The 16,448-nt window shown below is 17.1% G+C and carries 16 protein-coding genes; 11 read left to right on the top strand and 5 right to left on the bottom strand.

Annotated features, from left to right (window positions below):
* Positions 1-39: 39 nt before the first annotated feature.
* The 10 genes from rpmF (at position 40) to M5J13_RS01510 (ending at position 6,649) form a co-directional block, all read left to right on the top strand.
* Positions 40-210 carry a 50S ribosomal protein L32 gene (gene rpmF, locus M5J13_RS01555; protein ID WP_252837150.1) on the top strand — a complete coding sequence of 57 codons (171 nt, stop codon included), beginning with the start codon at positions 40-42 and terminating at the stop codon, positions 208-210.
* 59 nt (positions 211-269) lie between these two features.
* Positions 270-1,157, top strand: a complete 888-nt coding sequence (locus tag M5J13_RS01550; protein ID WP_252837149.1) for an acyltransferase domain-containing protein — start codon at positions 270-272, stop codon at positions 1,155-1,157.
* A 28-nt stretch (positions 1,158-1,185) separates the two neighbouring features.
* Positions 1,186-1,914, top strand: a complete 729-nt coding sequence (gene fabG, locus M5J13_RS01545) for a 3-oxoacyl-ACP reductase FabG (RefSeq protein WP_252837147.1) — start codon at positions 1,186-1,188, stop codon at positions 1,912-1,914.
* 25 nt (positions 1,915-1,939) lie between these two features.
* Positions 1,940-2,179: a phosphopantetheine-binding protein gene (locus M5J13_RS01540; protein ID WP_252837145.1), complete on the top strand. Its 240-nt coding sequence runs from the start codon at positions 1,940-1,942 to the stop codon at positions 2,177-2,179.
* Between the two features lie 128 nt (positions 2,180-2,307).
* Positions 2,308-2,943: a dTMP kinase gene (tmk, locus tag M5J13_RS01535; protein WP_252837143.1), complete on the top strand. Its 636-nt coding sequence runs from the start codon at positions 2,308-2,310 to the stop codon at positions 2,941-2,943.
* Positions 2,940-3,923, top strand: coding sequence for a DNA polymerase III subunit delta' C-terminal domain-containing protein (locus M5J13_RS01530; protein ID WP_252837142.1), 984 nt, complete (start codon positions 2,940-2,942; stop codon positions 3,921-3,923). The genes tmk and M5J13_RS01530 overlap by 4 nt, the downstream gene beginning before the upstream one ends.
* Before the next feature lie 30 nt (positions 3,924-3,953).
* Positions 3,954-4,193 (top strand): TatD family hydrolase, encoded by a 240-nt coding sequence (locus M5J13_RS01525; protein ID WP_252837140.1) that lies wholly within the window; start codon positions 3,954-3,956, stop codon positions 4,191-4,193.
* A gap of 26 nt (positions 4,194-4,219) precedes the next feature.
* Positions 4,220-4,735, top strand: a complete 516-nt coding sequence (locus tag M5J13_RS01520; protein ID WP_354667643.1) for a TatD family hydrolase — start codon at positions 4,220-4,222, stop codon at positions 4,733-4,735.
* Positions 4,736-4,776: 41 nt separating this feature from the next.
* Entirely contained in the window at positions 4,777-6,222 is a 1,446-nt protein-coding gene (ptsG, locus tag M5J13_RS01515) for a PTS glucose transporter subunit IIBC (protein WP_436835301.1), read from the top strand.
* A gap of 85 nt (positions 6,223-6,307) precedes the next feature.
* The gene (locus M5J13_RS01510) at positions 6,308-6,649 is read left to right on the top strand and encodes an HIT domain-containing protein (RefSeq protein ID WP_252837137.1); all 342 of its coding nucleotides are present in this window, start codon (positions 6,308-6,310) and stop codon (positions 6,647-6,649) included.
* A 247-nt stretch (positions 6,650-6,896) separates the two neighbouring features.
* On the opposite strand, the gene M5J13_RS01505 is transcribed toward M5J13_RS01510, so the two are convergent.
* The 5 genes from M5J13_RS01505 to M5J13_RS01485 all read right to left on the bottom strand — a co-directional run bounded on the left by M5J13_RS01505 (position 6,897) and on the right by M5J13_RS01485 (position 15,068).
* Positions 6,897-8,033, bottom strand: coding sequence for a porin (locus M5J13_RS01505; RefSeq protein WP_252837136.1), 1,137 nt, complete (start codon positions 8,031-8,033; stop codon positions 6,897-6,899).
* A 138-nt stretch (positions 8,034-8,171) separates the two neighbouring features.
* Positions 8,172-9,554, bottom strand: coding sequence for an asparagine--tRNA ligase (asnS, locus tag M5J13_RS01500; RefSeq protein ID WP_252837134.1), 1,383 nt, complete (start codon positions 9,552-9,554; stop codon positions 8,172-8,174).
* A 68-nt stretch (positions 9,555-9,622) separates the two neighbouring features.
* A complete protein-coding gene (trhO, locus tag M5J13_RS01495; RefSeq protein WP_252837133.1) occupies positions 9,623-10,558 on the bottom strand; it encodes an oxygen-dependent tRNA uridine(34) hydroxylase TrhO in 936 nt (311 codons plus the stop codon).
* A 19-nt stretch (positions 10,559-10,577) separates the two neighbouring features.
* On the bottom strand, positions 10,578-13,445 hold the full coding sequence (locus M5J13_RS01490; protein ID WP_252837132.1) for a valine--tRNA ligase: 2,868 nt from the start codon (positions 13,443-13,445) through the stop codon (positions 10,578-10,580).
* Positions 13,446-13,571: 126 nt separating this feature from the next.
* The gene (locus M5J13_RS01485) at positions 13,572-15,068 is read right to left on the bottom strand and encodes a leucyl aminopeptidase (protein ID WP_252837127.1); all 1,497 of its coding nucleotides are present in this window, start codon (positions 15,066-15,068) and stop codon (positions 13,572-13,574) included.
* A gap of 309 nt (positions 15,069-15,377) precedes the next feature.
* Between M5J13_RS01485 and argF the strand changes: the two genes are divergently transcribed.
* The gene (argF, locus tag M5J13_RS01480; protein WP_252837126.1) at positions 15,378-16,394 is read left to right on the top strand and encodes an ornithine carbamoyltransferase; all 1,017 of its coding nucleotides are present in this window, start codon (positions 15,378-15,380) and stop codon (positions 16,392-16,394) included.
* Positions 16,395-16,448 lie beyond the last annotated feature (54 nt).

Raw genomic sequence — 16,448 nt, 5'->3', positions numbered from 1 at the left:
ATATAATATTAATACGTATAATTTTTAGGAAAATAATTAATGGCAGTTCAAAAAAGTAAACCTACAAGATCAACTAGAGGAATGAGAAGATCTCATGATTCATTAAAAAAAAAAATAAAAATGTTATCAATTGACAATTTTACTAAAGAAGTTCATTTAAGACATCATATGACAAAAAAAGGATTTTATAAAGGAAAAAAATTAATTTAAAATTTTTATTATTATAAATAATTTATTTTAATAAAAAATAATATAAAAAAATAAAGAAAATGAAATTTGCAATGTTATTTCCTGGACAAAGCTCACAAAATTTTTATATAGTTAAAAAACTATATAAAAATTATTCTATAATAAGAAAAACTTTTTCTCGATCCTCAAATTATTTAGGTTATAATTTATGGAAAAAATTAAAGAAAAAGAAAAAAAAAAAAAATTCTAATTATTTTAATCAAATAGAAATTTTTACTATTTCTATTTCTATATATAAATTATGGAAATCATATTTTCATTTTCATCCTGATATAATGTCTGGGCATAGCTTAGGTCAATATTCTGCATTAGTATGTAGTAAATCTATAGATTTTTTAGATGCATTAAAAATAATTTCTTATAGAAAAAAAATAATGAAAAAAAAAATAGGAAGAATGTATGCAATTATAGGATTAAAAAAAAAAATCATAAAAAAAATTTGTAAAAAATATCCTAAAAAAAATCCTGTTTCTATTGCTTGTATTAATTCTAAAAATCAAATTGTAATTACTGGAAATAAAAAAAATTCAAAAAAAGCATCTTTAAAATGTAAATTAAATGGAGCAAAATATATAATAAAATTACCCATAAAAACCATTTCTCATTGCCCTTCTATGAAATATATAAAAAAAAAATTATTCCATAAAATAAAAAAAATTAAATTTTATAAACCTAAAAATTTAATTATAGATAGTTCCACACTTCAATGTACGAATAATTCGTTTAAAATAAAAAATCTTTTAATTGATCAATTATGTAAAACAATTCAATGGAAAAAAACTGTTGATTTAATAATCTCTAAAAAAATAAAATATTTTTTAGAAATTAGTTCAGAAAACAATTTAACAAAATTAAATAAGAAAAATAAAAATTACATACCTTTATCTATTAAAAAAATTTTTTGCTAATCCTAAATTTTTTACAATAAAATTAATTATGAAAAAAAAAAATGTTCTTATTACAGGAGCTAGTACTGGTATTGGATTAGAAATTTTAAAAAAATTTATAAAAAAAAAATATAAAATTATTGGAACTTCAAGAACTTATAAAGGATCTAAAAAAATTAAAAAAATTTTAGGAAAATATGGAAGCGGAATGATTTTAAATATAAAAAATTTTTCTTCTATTAAAAAATTTTTAAAAGAAATGAAAAAAAAAATAAGAAATATTGATATATTAATTAATAATGTAGGAATTACTTCAGATAATTTAATTATAAATATGTCTAAAGAAAATTGGAAAAAAGTAATAAATATAAATTTAAATTCTGTTTTTTATATTGTAAAAAAAATTATAAAAAATATGATAAAAAATAGATATGGAAGAATTATAAATATCGGTTCTTTATCAGGTTTCATAGGTAATGCAGGACAAGTAAATTATTCTTCTTCCAAAGCTGCTTTAATTGGATTTACAAAATCTTTATCTTTAGAAGTAGCTTTAAAAAAAATTACGGTAAATTTAGTTTCTCCTGGATTTATTAAAACAAAAATGTTAAAAAATCTTACTAAATTACAAAAAAATAAATGTTTAAAAAAAATTCCTATGAAAAGATTTGGAAATCCTGAAGAAGTGGCTTTTTTAGTAAAATTTTTATCTTCAAAAAAAGCATCATATATTACAGGACAAACGTTTCATATTAATGGAGGAATATTTACACTATAAAAAATTTTTTTATTTAGGAAAATATATGAAATTAAAAAAAAAAATAAAAAATACTATTTTAAATTGCCTGTCTTTAAAAAAAAAAATTTCAAAAAAAGATTCTTTTAAAAATGATTTAGAAGCAGATTCTTTAGATATGATTGAAATTATGATGGCAATAGAAGAAAATTTTAATATTAAAATTAAAGATAAAGAATCTTCAAAAATAAAAACTATTAATTGTTTAATAAAATTAGTTAAAAAAAAATTAAAAATTTTTAAATAAATTGTTTATTTTTAAAAAATTTTTTTAAATTATTTTAAAAAATTTTAAAATATTTAAAAATAATTTTTATATAAAATTTCATTGATATTTTATTTATAAATTTCTTTTTTAGAATTAAAAATAATCATATGAAAAAAAATAAATTTATTGTAGTTGAAGGTATAGAAGGTTCTGGAAAAACAACTGCTTGCAAAAAAATAAAAAAATTTCTTATTTTAAAAAAAATTAAAAAAGTAATCATTTTAAGACAACCTGGAAGTACTTTAATTTCTGAAAAAATAAGATCAATAATAAAATATAAAAATAAAAATGAAAAATTAAATTTATATTCTGAACTGTTTTTATTATATTCTGCACGTTTACAATTATTAGAAAATATTATTAAACCAGAATTAAAAAAAGGGTCTTGGATTATTTGTGACAGACATAATTTATCTTCTATTTCTTATCAAGGAGGAGGTAGAGGAATTAATATAAATATTATAAAAAATTTAAGTAAAATTACAGATAAAATAGCAAAACCTGATTTAACAATTTTTTTTGATGTTAAACCAAAAATTGGAATAAAAAGAATTTTATTACGTTCTAAATTAGATAGAATAGAAAAAGAATCTTTATTTTTTTTTTCTAAAGTAAGAAAATTTTATTTAAAATATTTATCGTTAATTTCTGAAAAAATAATTATTGATGCAAATCATAAATTAAAAAAAGTTTTTAAATTAACAAAAAAAAAACTGTATAATTGGTTAAAAAAATTTAAATGAAAATATATCCATGGTTAAAAAAAACTTATAAAGAAATAATTTATAAATTTAAAAAAAAAAATCTTCATCATTCTATTATTATTCAATCAAGAATTAATATAGGATCAAACAAATTAATTTTTTTATTATGTAAAAGAATTTTATGTAAAAAACCAATAAATTTTTTTAGTTGTAATATTTGTAAAATTTGTAAATTAATAGATTTAAAAAATTATCCTGAAATACATATTATTAATCCAGAAAAAAAAAAAAAATTTATAGGAATAAACACTATATTAGAATGTATTCAAAAAATATATAATACTTCAAAATTTGGAAAAAAAAATATAATTTGGATACCTAAAATTCATTTATTAACTGAATCTTCAGTAAATGCTTTTTTAAAAATATTAGAAGATCCTCCAATAAATACAATATTTTTTTTAAATTATAATAATAATTTTAAATTAAAAAAAACATTAAAAAGTAGATGCATTATTTATAATTTGTTTCCTCCTTCAAAAAAAATTGGATTAAAATGGTTAAATAAAAAAATAAAAAAAAATAATAAAATAGATATCTTAACAGCATTAAATATATCAGAAAATTCTCCAATTTTAGCAAAAAAAATTATTACTGGAAAAGAATGGGTAGAAAGAAAAAATTTTTTTAAAAATATTAAAAAATCTATTAAATATAAAAATTTATTTCAATTAATAGATAAATTTGAATTATATACATCAAAAAAAATATATTGGTTATGTTCCTTAATTTTAGATGTTATAAAAAATTATTATAAAAAAAATTTAGATTTAACAAATATTGATCAAATAAAAATTATAAAAATAATTCAAGAAAGAAATAAAATTAAAAATTTATATATTATAATAAATATCTGGATGAAATGTTTTTTTCGTATAAAAAAAATAAAAAAAATAAATCATAAATTTCTAATTATAGAACCAATTATATATTGGGAAAAAATATTTAATTTTATTTAATTTAAAAAATAAAATATTTTAGGAGAAAAAATGTTTTTAATTGATTCGCATTGTCATCTTGATAAAATTAGTTTTAATTCAAAAAAAGAATTAAAAAAAATATTAAAAAATGCTTATAAAAAAAATGTAAAAATAATTTTATCTGTTTCAACATCTTTAAATAATTATTTAAAAATAAAAAAGATTTTTAAAAAAACAAAATATAATATTTTTTATTCTTGTGGAATACATCCTTTAAATATTAATAAAAAAAAAAAAATAAAAATTTAGAAAAATATGCTAAAGATAAAAAAGTAATCGCTATTGGAGAAACAGGTCTCGATTTTTTTTATCAAAAAAAAAATAAAAAAGAACAAGAAAAACTTTTTTACAAGCATATATATGTTAGTAAAGAAAATAATAAACCATTAATAATTCATTCAAGAAATTCTAAAAATAAAACTTTAAAAATTTTAAAATCTAAACAAGCAGAAAATTGTAAAGGTGTTTTACATTCTTTTAATGAAGATTGGGAAATGGCATCAAAATTATTAGATTTAAATTTATATATTTCTATTTCTGGAATAGTTACATTTAAAAATTCAAATACACTTCGTGAAGTAGTAAAAAAAATTCCTTTAAATCGTTTGTTAATAGAAACAGATTCTCCTTTTTTAACACCAGTTCCTCATAGAGGAAAAAAAAATCAACCTTCCTATGTATATTATATCGCAAAATTTATTTCTAATTTAATAAAAATAGATATAGAAGAATTAAGTTACATAACAAAAAAAAATTTTTATAAATTATTTAAAATTAAAAAAAATATATAAATTTTAGTAATATTTTTTTTTAATTATAAAATAAAGGAAAAATGATGTTTAAAAATATTTTTGCTAATCTTCAAAAAATTGGAAAATCTTTAATGTTACCAGTTTCAGTTCTTCCAATTGCTGGCATTTTATTAGGTATTGGTTCTTCTCATTTTTCCATTATTCCAGAACTTTTATCAAAAATAATGGAAGAAACTGGAGGATCAATTTTTGCTAACATGCCATTAATTTTTTCTATTGGAATTGCTCTTGGGTTTACAAAAAATGACGGCGTATCTGCTTTAGCAGCGGTAATTTCATATAATATTATGATTAAAACATCTAATTTAATGTTTCCATTTTTTCTTGATCATTCATTTATTAAATTTGATGATACAATAAAAAATATTAATGATACAGGAATATTTGGAGGAATATTATCTGGATCAATAACTGCATTTATGTTTAATAAATTTTATCAAATTCAATTACCAGAATATTTAGGTTTTTTTTCTGGAAAAAGATTTATTCCTATAATATCTGGTTTATCTGCAATAATATTAGGAACATTTTTATCTTTTATATGGCCTCCTATAGGCTATTTAATACAAAAATTTTCAATATGGTCAGCTTATCAAAATCCTATTATTGCTTTTGGAATTTATGGATTTGTTGAAAGAGCGTTAGTTCCTTTTGGATTACATCATATATGGAATGTTCCTTTTCAAATGCAAATTGGAGAATATATTAATCATTCAGGACAAATTTTTCATGGAGATATTGCAAGATATATGGCTGGAGATAAAAGTGCTGGAAAATTATCTGGAGGTTTTATTTTCAAAATGTATGGATTACCAGGTGCTGCATTAGCAATTTGGAGTTGTTCTAGAAAAGAAAATAAAATAAAAGTAGGAGGAATTATGATTTCTGCAGCTCTTACTTCTTTTTTAACAGGAATTACAGAACCTATTGAATTTTCTTTTCTTTTTATATCTCCATTATTATATTTAATACATTCTTTATTAGCTGGATTATCGTTTTCGATTTGTATTTTTCTAAATATGCAAGCAGGAATAAGTTTTTCTCATGGATTAATAGATTTTATTTTATTAAGCGGAAATAGTAATAAACTCTGGTTATTTCCAATAATAGGATTATTTTATACTTTTTTATATTATATAATATTTTGTATTTTTATTAAAAAATTTAATTTAAAAACTTTAGGAAGAAAAAAAATTTTTATACAAAGATCAAATGAAAATATAAATATTAAAATTCCAAAAATTATAAAATATTTAGGAGGAAAAAAAAATATTTCTAATATAGACGCTTGTATTACTAGATTAAGAATAACTGTTTTTAAATCTTCTCAAGTAAATAAAAAAAAATTAAAATCTTTAGGTGCTTCAGGAGTATTTATTTCTGGATTAGGAATTCAAATTGTATTCGGAACTAAATCTGATAATATTAAAACTTTAATAGATAATTATATAAAAAAAATAAAATAAATTTTTTATATAAAATTTTTTCTTAACTTTTTTTTTATTTATATTTTTTAAATCTTTATTTTTAATTTTAATAAGGTTAAATTTCATGAACAATAAAAAAATTTTTGAAAATATAATTAATAAAAAAACTCCATCCAAAATAATATATCAAGATAAAAAAATAACAGCATTTAATGATATTTCTCCAAAAGCTCCAATTCATATTCTTATTATTCCAAATAAATTTATAAAAAATTTAAATAAAATTACAAAAAAAAATTTAAAAATATTAAGTCACATGATTTATATGTCTAAAAAAATAGCTAAAAAAAAAAAAATAAATAAATCAGGATATAGAATAATAATTAATTGTAACAAAGACGGAGGACAAAAAATAAAATATTTACATATTCATTTAATAGGAGGAAAAAAACTAAAAAATTTTTAGTTTTTTATATAAAAATAGTAAATAGTTTGTAAGAAAAAGATTTTCTTACAAACTATTACTTTAATTATTTTTTTATTTAAAATATAATAATTAATTTTTTATAATTTTATTTTTAAAAAAATAAATAAATATATATAAAATTACTAAAATATAATAAATTAATAAATTAATTTTTTTAATATTTTTTTTCAAAAATTAAATTTATTAATATAAATATTTAAAAAAATAATAATTTTTTAAATAAAAATTAAAAATTATATGTTATTCCTGTTCCAATAGAATTATCATAATCATGTAAATTATCTATTTTTAATAAATTTGATTCTATTGGTTGTTTTAATAAATTTAATTTATAATGTAAATTTATAGAAATATTTTTATTAAAATCATATTTTAATATCATATTAATATGATGATTTAAAGTTAAATATTTAAGATTATTTATTTTTTCACCAAAATGATATTGAGTTCCAAAAGATTTTATATATCCAAGAGAAGTTTTTATTCCATTATTAAAATCATATTTTCCTGTAATTTCAATATCATTTAGAACATCATATGAAATATTATTTTTTAAAAAAGGATCAGCTGAATTTTTTTCATATCCATAAAATCCTGAAAGAGATGCACTATTAAAACAATAATTACAACCTATTCCATATGCTTTTACCCAATGATCTTTTGTATTTACTTTATTATAAAAATTATTATATGGACTAAAAAAAGCTGAACAAACTGCAGAAAATCCTATTATATTACTATATTTTAAAGAACCACCCCATGAATAATTATACTTATCAGTTAAATATTTATTGTCATCTCTATAATAATTTTGATGTTGTATTATTAAATCAAATCCTGGAATATAACCAGAAAAATTTTTATTATGATAAGTTAAAACTCCATCAGAATTACCCATCAAAAAATTATTATTTTCATGAAAAACAATATTTTCATTATCATCAAATGCATCTTTAGTAAATTTTTTAGAATAATACATTACACCATAACTTCTTCCATAATCTATCTTTCCCCATCTTTTAAAATCTAATCCAACATAACACAAATTAATATTATTTTTATTTAAATTAGAATATAATTTTTTATTATAATTAACAAAATTAGGTTTATATTCAACAAAAGAATATCCAGACATCCATTGATTAATATTAATATAATTATATAAATTTAATTTTATATTTGTATAATTTCCTAAAGAATTTATTACAATAGGATCATTAGTATGAGAATAAAAATAAAGAGGATTTATTTTTCCACATAAATTTACTTTTTGATTATCTTGATTATATATTTCTTTTGCATTTACAGCTCCAGAAGATAAAAATAATAAAGGAATTAATATAGATAAAGAATTACGATTCATCATAATTATATGTTACCTTTTAATAAAAACGTTTAAAAAATTATTATTTTTTTAAATTTAATTTTTTTAAAAATATAAAAATTTTTTTTTAATATTTTTTTAAAAAATTTTTTATTTAAAAATTTTTTTAAAAAAATATTAAAAATCAGCATTTTTTATTGTTCTAGGAAAAGGTATTACATCTTTTATATTTTTTATACCTGTAATATACATAATTAATCTTTCTAATCCTAATCCAAATCCAGAATGAGGAACAGTTCCATAATTTCTAAGATCTCTATACCATTTATAATGTTTTTTATTTAATTTTAATTCTAAAATTCTTTTTTCTAAATATTTTATTCTTTCCTCTCTTTGTGAACCTCCAATAATTTCTCCCACACCCGGAAATAAAATATCTAAATTAGAAACTGTTTTATTATCATCATTTATTCTCATATAAAAAGGTTTTAATTCTTTAGGATAATTTAAAATTATTAATGGGGCTTTAAAATATTTATCTACAAGAAATTTTTCATGATCTGAATTTAAATCCATTCCAAAAAATATAGAATTATCATTAAAATTATAATTCTCTTTTAAAATTTTTACAGCATCTACATAATTTATTTTTTTTATTTTTGAAGAAACAAACTTTTTTAATCTAAAAATAATATTTTCATTAATATTTTTTTTTAAAAATAATAAATCTTCATAATTATTTTTTAAAACTAAAGATATTACATATTTTAAAATTTTTTCAATAACATGAATAATTTTATTTAAATTTAAGAAAGCTAATTCAACTTCTAACATCCAAAATTCAGATAAGTGACGAGTAGTATTAGAATTTTCAGCTCTAAATATTGGGCCAAAAGTATAAACTTTAGATATAGAACATGCATATGACTCAATCGTAAGTTGTCCTGAAACCGTTAAAAAAACTTTTTTTCCAAAAAAATTATTATTCTTATCAATATTATTTTCTTTAAAGTTTTCATTTAAAACAGAAAACATTTCTCCAGCTCCTTCTGAATTAATAGATGTAATAATAGGAGAAGGTACCCAATAATATCCATTTTTATAAAAATAATTATGAAAACCTTGAAAAACTACACTTCTAATTCTAGAAATAGCTCCAATAATATTTGTTCTTGATCTCAAATGAGAAAATTTACGTAAATGCTCCATAGTATGTTTTTTAGAAGAAATAGGATAAAAATTTGGATTTTTTACCCAACCTAAAACATTTAATTCTAATACATGTAATTCTAATTTTTCTTTATCTTTAAAAGATTTAATTAATTTTCCTTTTACAGAAATAGAACATCCTGTAGTTAATTTAATAATTTCTGTATAATAATTTAATAATTTATTATTAGAAACAATCTGTAATGTATTAATAAATGAACCGTCATATAAATCAATAAAAATCAAATTAGATTTAGAAATTCTTTTGTTTTTTACCCAACCATTAATTTTTATTAAAGAATCAATTGATATTTTATTTTTAAAAATATCTTTTATATTTGTCAATTTCATAAAAAACCTTTTTTTTTAAAAAATTTTTAAATAATATATTTAAAATTTTTTTTTAAAAATTAAATAAATTAATTATTTTTTATTAAGCATTTTTCTGAACAAAAAGATTTATATTTTTTTGAACAAATTAAACATTGTATAAATAATAAATTACATTTTTCATTCATACAATTTAAATAATAATCAGATTTATTAGAACAATGATAACAATTAGATAAAATTTCTTGTGTAATATTTTCTTTTAAACGAAAATCAAAAACAAAATTTTTTCCTAAAAAATTTACAGGATTATTATTTTTTTTACAATCATTTACATATCCTATTATTCCTCCATAAATCTGATAAACTTTTTTATAACCTTTTTTATACATTAAAAAAGCTGTTTTTTCACATCTAATTCCTCCTGTACAATATATAACAATTTTTTTTTTTTTATAATTCTTAATATATCTAAATAAATTACTTAATTGTGATCGAAATGTTTTAGTATTAATTGAAATAGAATTTTTAAAATGACCAATTTTATATTCATAATTATTTCTAATATCAATAAAAATAACATTTTTATTATTTAAATATTTATTAACTGATTTTGAATCTAAATATTTAGGATAATAATTACTATTTAATAAACTTAATTTTAAATTATCATTAACAATTCTTTTTTTTATTTTAATAACTAAAGAAAAAAAAGATTGTTTAAAATTATCTATTCCAATATTAATAAAAACATTATTTAAATCTAAATGCAAATTATATATAAATTTTTTCATAATATAAAAAAATTTTTTTAAAACATTTGCTTGAACATTAATTCCTTCAGAAGAAATATAAATTCTTCCAAAAATTTCTAATTTTTTAAAAAATTTTTTTATTTTATTTTTTATATATATTTTATCTTTAATATAAAAATATTTATAAAAAGAAAAATTTATTCTTAAATGTTCATCTATATTACTTTTTAAAAATTTTTTATTATTTAAAAATCTAAATATTCCAGACATCAATATATTTCCAATAAATTTATAATGATAACAAAATTTTTTTATAATTTTTTAAATTTTTTAATTTAATTTTTAAAACTTTTAACTTTTCTTTTTCTTTTTTAATAACTTTATTAGGAGCAAAATTTAAAAAATTATTATTTGAAACACGAATTTTAACTATTTCATATTTTTTTTTAATTATTTTAAATTTTTTTATTAAATTTTTTAATTCTAATTTTTTATTTATAATTTTTTTTATTGGTATATATAACTGAAAATTATTAATAGAACGAACAATAGAAGTTTTTAATAAATTAGAATCTAAATTAGAGTAAATTTTTATATTTTTTAAATACATAATTTTTTTTAAAAAATTATTATATTTTTTAATAATAAACAAAACTCTTTTATTTCCATTTTTTAAAATAATTGTAATAATTTTATTATACTTTATTTTTAATAAAAAACGAATAGATCGAATTTCTGAAAAAATTTTCTGAATAACTAACATATTTTTAGTTGATTCTTTATCAATATATTTTTTTTTAAACTTTGGAAAATTTTTTTTTATAAGACTAATAAATTTAGGATTTTTATTTTTAACAATAACTTTTTTCCAAATATAATCAGTAATAAAAGGTAAAATAGGATGAAATAATTTTAATAAAATTTTTAATATAATAAATAAATTTATTTTTGTATTTTTTATTTCTTTTAATGTTCCATTCTTAATAATATTTTTAGTGATTTCTAAATACCAATCACAAAACTTATTCCAAAAGAAATCATATAATAAATTAGCTATTATATCAAATCTATAATTTTTAATGTAATAAATATAATTTTTAATTAATAAATTTAATTCAGAAAAAATCCATTTATCTAATAAAGATAAATTCATTTTAATTGATTTTTTTAAAAATTTAATCTCAAAAGTATTTTTCATTACAAAATAACTTGCATTCCATAATTTATTACAAAAATTTCTATAACCTTTTAAACGATTCATATCCCAAACAATAGTTCTCGTATTTGTAGAAAGAGCGATACATGTAAATCTTAATGAATCCGCACCAAAAGCTTGTATTCCATTTGGAAAATTTTTTTTTAAATTTTTTTTTAATAAATTAATTGTATGAATATCTTTAATTTCTTTAGTTCTCTTATAAATTATTTTTTTTAAACTAATTCCATCGATTAAATCTATAGGATCAATAACGTTATTTTTAGATTTAGACATTTTTCTTCCTTGATCATCACGAATTAAACCAGTAATATAAACTTTTTTAAATGGAATCTGCGATTTTTTTTTTTTATCTTTAATAATATTCATTGTTAACATAATCATTTTAGCAATCCAAAAAAAAATTATGTCAAAACCACTAATAATTACATTAGTTGGATGAAAATTTTTTAATTCATTAGTTTTTTTCGGCCAACCTAAAGTTAAAAATGTCCATAAACTAGAAGAAAACCATGTATCTAAAACATCTTTTTCTTTTTTTAAAACAAAAGATTTTTTTAAAAAATATTTTTTTCTTATATAATTTTCATTTTTTCCCACATAAACATTTTTATTTTTATCATACCATATTGGAATTGTATGTCCCCACCATAATTGCCTAGAAATACACCAATCTTCTAAATTTTTCATCCAAGATAAATACATATTTTTATATTTTTTTGGAAAAAATTTAATTTCTTTATTTTTTACAGCTAAAATTGCTTTTTTTGATAAAATAGAAGTTTTTAAAAACCATTGATTAGTTAACATTGGTTCAATAATAGTATTACTTCTTTCACCAAATGGAACAGATGAATCTAATTTTTTTATTTTAACAATTAATTTTTTTTTAAAAAGATACTTTAAAATTTTTTCTCTAGCTAAAAAACGATCTAAAAAATGGAATTTTTTTGGAATAAAATTTTTGAATAATTTTAATTTTTTTCCTTTAAAATTATATACAGACACTTTTTTTTTAATTTTTCCATCAAAAGAAAAAACTTTAATAATTGGAAGAAAATTTCTTTCTCCAATTTTGTAATCTAAAAAATCATGAGCAGGAGTAATTTTTACACACCCTGTTCCTTTTTTTATTTCTATTTCATAATCACAAATAATTGGTATTTTTCTCTTAATAATAGGAATTATTACTTTCATTCCAATATATTTTTTATATCTTTTATCATTAGGATGAACTGCAATTGCAGAATCTCCAAATATAGTTTCAGGACGAGTAGTAGCTATTAAAATATAATTTTTTTTGTTAAAAAATATATTTTTATTTTCAAAAAAATATTTTATATACCACATTTTAATACAAATATTTTTATTTATAACCTCTAAATCTGAAATAACAGTTTTTAAATTCATATCCCAATTTACTATTTTTTTTTTTTTATAAATTAATCCTTTTTTATATAAAATTATAAATGCTTTTTTTACTCCTCTAGAAATATCAGGATCTAAAGTAAATTTTTCACGATTCCAATCTATTGAATTTCCTAAACGTTTTATTTGATCAAAAATCTTTTTTTTATATTTTTTTACCCATTTCCAAGTTTTTTTTAGAAAAAATTTTTTATTATTTTTTGTTTTTAAAATTTTATATTTTTTTAAAATTTTTTTTTCAATTAATAATTGTGTAGCAATTCCAGCATGATCAGTTCCAACTTGAAATAAAGTATTTCTTCCTTTCATACGATAAAATCGAATTAAAATATCCATAATAGTTTGCTGTAATGCATGACCAATATGTAATTTTCCAGTAATATTTGGAGGAGGCATAATAATACAAAAAGATTTTTTAAAAGATTTCTTTAAAGAAAAATTAAAACATTTATTTTTTTCCCAATGTTTATATAATGATTTTTCAATTAAATTTGGATTATATTTTTTTTTCATTTTTATATTTTAAATAAGATAATTTTATAAATCGTATATTTATATATTATACATAAATTTTTTTCAAAAAATTTATACAAATTATATAAATTTTTAAAATATTTTTAAAAAAATATAAAAAAAATTTTATTTATTTTTTTTTATAAAATTTAAAAAATATTGTAATAATAATTTTACAGGTTTTCCTGTAGAACCTTTTTTATTTCCATTATTCCAAGCAGTTCCAGCAATATCTAAATGAGCCCATTTATATTTTTTTGCAAAATATGATAAAAAATAAGAAGCTGTACTAGCTCCAGAATTTTTTCCTCCTATATTAGACAAATCAGCAAAATTTGATTTTAAAGATTTTTTATATACTTTAAAATTTGGTAAACTCCAAACTTTATCATCAATATTTTTTGAAGCATTTATTATTTCTTTTAATAAAATTTTGTTATTAGAAAATAAACCACTTGCTGCATTACCTAAAGTTGATACACAAGATCCAGTTAAAGTCGCTATATCAATTACAACTTTCGGTTTAAAACGTTCCACATAAGTTAAAATATCGCATAAAATTAATCTTCCTTCTGCATCAGTATTTAATATTTCTACTGTTTTTCCAGACATTGTTTTAATAACATCTCCAGGTCTAAATGAATTTCCATCAGGCATATTTTCACAAGAAGCTAAAATTCCTATAACGTTTAAAGGAAGATTTAAAGAAGAAATAGAATCTATAATTCCAATAACAGAAGAAGCTCCACACATATCATATTTCATTTCATCCATTAAATATGACGGTTTAATAGAAATTCCTCCAGAATCAAAAGTTACTCCTTTACCTATTAAAATAAATGGTTGATTATTTAAAATATAATTAGGATTTTTATAATGCATTATTGCTATATATGATTTATTTTTTGAACCCTTAGAAACAGAAAGAAAAGCGTTCATATTTAATTTTTTCATATATTTTTCATTAATAATATCAATTTTAATAAAATTAGAATATTTTTTTGAAAGTTTTTTAGCACATTTAATTAAGTATTTTGGATTACAAATATTAGGAGGAAGATTACTAATATTTTTAGTTAATTTTATAGATTTAGAAATAGATAAACTATGTTTTACTGATTTATTAAACAAATAAAAATCTTTTTTATTTTTTATCTTAATAAATATTTTTTTTAAATTTTTTTTAATTTCTTTTTTATAAACATTAAAATTATAATAAACGTTATAAAAAGAATCTATTAAATTTCTTATATTCCAATATAAATTATTTAAAAATAAAACAGAATTTGAAATATTTATATAAATATTTTTTACATTATTTTCTTTTGAAAAAATAAAAATTTTCTTAAAAATTTTTACAAAATTTATTTTTTTTTTCTTTTTTAAACCTAAATTAATAAAAACTATTCGATCATAAGAAAAATTAAAAAAATTATATAATGTAATAAACTTTCCAAAATTATCTTTCCAATTATTTATTTCAAACACTTTTTTAATATTTTCTTCATTATTTATATTTATTTCTTTAAATAGTTCTAAAATATTTTCATCTTCATATATTCCAAAAAAAATACAATTATTGTTAAATATTTTTGTATTTTTTAAATAAGGTATAACTTTCATAAAAAAATCCTTAAAAAATAAAAAAATTTATATATTTTAAGTTAAAATTTACCTATAATTATATTATAAAAAAATAACATTTTTTATAAAAATAGTCTTTATTTTTTAATTATACATCGTTTTTTATATATAATTAAAATTTATCTATTAAAAATTTTTTATTTTTTAATAAATAAATTTTAAAAAAATATTATGTTAAAATAAAAAAATAGTGATTTTTTTTAATAAAATTAAAATTAAAAATAATTAAAAAATAAATAACATAAAAAATAATTAAATTTATTAATTATATTTTGGTAAAAAAAAATTATGACTCCTTTTTATTTAAGAAATTTTTTAAGATTATGTGATTTTAATTTAAAAGATATTTCTTTATTAATAAATAATGCAAAAATATTAAAATTTAAAAAATTAATAAATAAAGAAAAAAAACTTTTAAAAAAAAAAAATATTGTTTTAATTTTTGAAAAAGAATCTACTAGAACTAGATGTTCTTTTGAAGTTGCAGCATTTGATCAAGGAGCAAAAACAACATATTTAGGAAATAAAAACACTCATATAGGATATAAAGAATCTATTGAAGATACAGCTGAAACATTAGGAAAATTATATGATGGAATCTTATATAGAGGAAATTCACATAAAATTATTGAAAAACTTGCTAAATATTCTAAAATTCCTGTATGGAATGGTTTAACAAATTATTTTCATCCTACTCAAATTGTATCTGATTTATTAACAATACAAGAAATTTTTTATAATAAACCAATAAAAAAAATTAAAATAGCTTATATTGGAGATGCTAAAAATAATATTTCAAATTCTCTTATAGAAGCATCTAATTTATTTAAATTTCGTTTAAATTTAATTTCTAATAAAAAATATTTACCTAAAAAAAAGTTTTTTAAAAAATATAATATTAATATAAATAAAAATAAAAAAAATATTTTTATGACAGAAAATATAGAAATTGGAATTAAAAATGTTGATTTAATATATACAGATGTTTGGATTTCTATGGGAGAAAAAATAGAAAAACAAGAACAAAAAATAAATTTATTAAAAAATTATCAAGTTAATGAAGAAATATTAAAATTAACAAATAATCCTTTTATAAAAGTTTTTCATTGTTTACCTGCTTTACATAATAAAAAAACAACTTTTGGAAAAAAAATTATTAAAAAATTTAATTTAAAAAATGGTGTAGAAATAACTAATAAAGTCTTTAAAATAAACAAAAAAATAATTTTTCAACAATCTGAAAATCGTTTACATATCGTAAAATCTTTATTAATAAACACTTTATTAAAAAATTTTTCTATTTAAAAAATTTATAAATTTTAATTTTAAATTTTAAAAAATTTTTAAAAAAATATTTAT

This window comes from Buchnera aphidicola (Periphyllus lyropictus), from assembly GCF_024029895.1.
Taxonomy (GTDB): domain Bacteria; phylum Pseudomonadota; class Gammaproteobacteria; order Enterobacterales; family Enterobacteriaceae; genus Buchnera_J; species Buchnera_J aphidicola_BA.
The sequence above is the reverse complement of the archived record's forward strand: the minus strand, read 5'-3'. Positions and strand labels throughout refer to the sequence as shown.

Bases quoted from the DNA above. Each gene is read 5' to 3' on its own strand.
- rpmF (WP_252837150.1), top strand. From the start codon at position 40: ATGGCAGTTCAAAAAAGTAAACCTACAAGATCAACTAGAGGAATGAGA.
- fabG (WP_252837147.1), top strand. From the start codon at position 1,186: ATGAAAAAAAAAAATGTTCTTATTACAGGAGCTAGTACTGGTATTGGA.
- M5J13_RS01530 (WP_252837142.1), top strand. From the start codon at position 2,940: ATGAAAATATATCCATGGTTAAAAAAAACTTATAAAGAAATAATTTAT.
- M5J13_RS01550 (WP_252837149.1), top strand. From the start codon at position 270: ATGAAATTTGCAATGTTATTTCCTGGACAAAGCTCACAAAATTTTTAT.
- asnS (WP_252837134.1), bottom strand. From the start codon at position 9,554: ATGAAATTGACAAATATAAAAGATATTTTTAAAAATAAAATATCAATT.
- M5J13_RS01540 (WP_252837145.1), top strand. From the start codon at position 1,940: ATGAAATTAAAAAAAAAAATAAAAAATACTATTTTAAATTGCCTGTCT.
- M5J13_RS01525 (WP_252837140.1), top strand. From the start codon at position 3,954: ATGTTTTTAATTGATTCGCATTGTCATCTTGATAAAATTAGTTTTAAT.
- trhO (WP_252837133.1), bottom strand. From the start codon at position 10,558: ATGTCTGGAATATTTAGATTTTTAAATAATAAAAAATTTTTAAAAAGT.
- argF (WP_252837126.1), top strand. From the start codon at position 15,378: ATGACTCCTTTTTATTTAAGAAATTTTTTAAGATTATGTGATTTTAAT.
- ptsG (WP_436835301.1), top strand. From the start codon at position 4,777: ATGATGTTTAAAAATATTTTTGCTAATCTTCAAAAAATTGGAAAATCT.
- M5J13_RS01505 (WP_252837136.1), bottom strand. From the start codon at position 8,033: ATGAATCGTAATTCTTTATCTATATTAATTCCTTTATTATTTTTATCT.
- M5J13_RS01490 (WP_252837132.1), bottom strand. From the start codon at position 13,445: ATGAAAAAAAAATATAATCCAAATTTAATTGAAAAATCATTATATAAA.
- M5J13_RS01510 (WP_252837137.1), top strand. From the start codon at position 6,308: ATGAACAATAAAAAAATTTTTGAAAATATAATTAATAAAAAAACTCCA.
- M5J13_RS01485 (WP_252837127.1), bottom strand. From the start codon at position 15,068: ATGAAAGTTATACCTTATTTAAAAAATACAAAAATATTTAACAATAAT.
- tmk (WP_252837143.1), top strand. From the start codon at position 2,308: ATGAAAAAAAATAAATTTATTGTAGTTGAAGGTATAGAAGGTTCTGGA.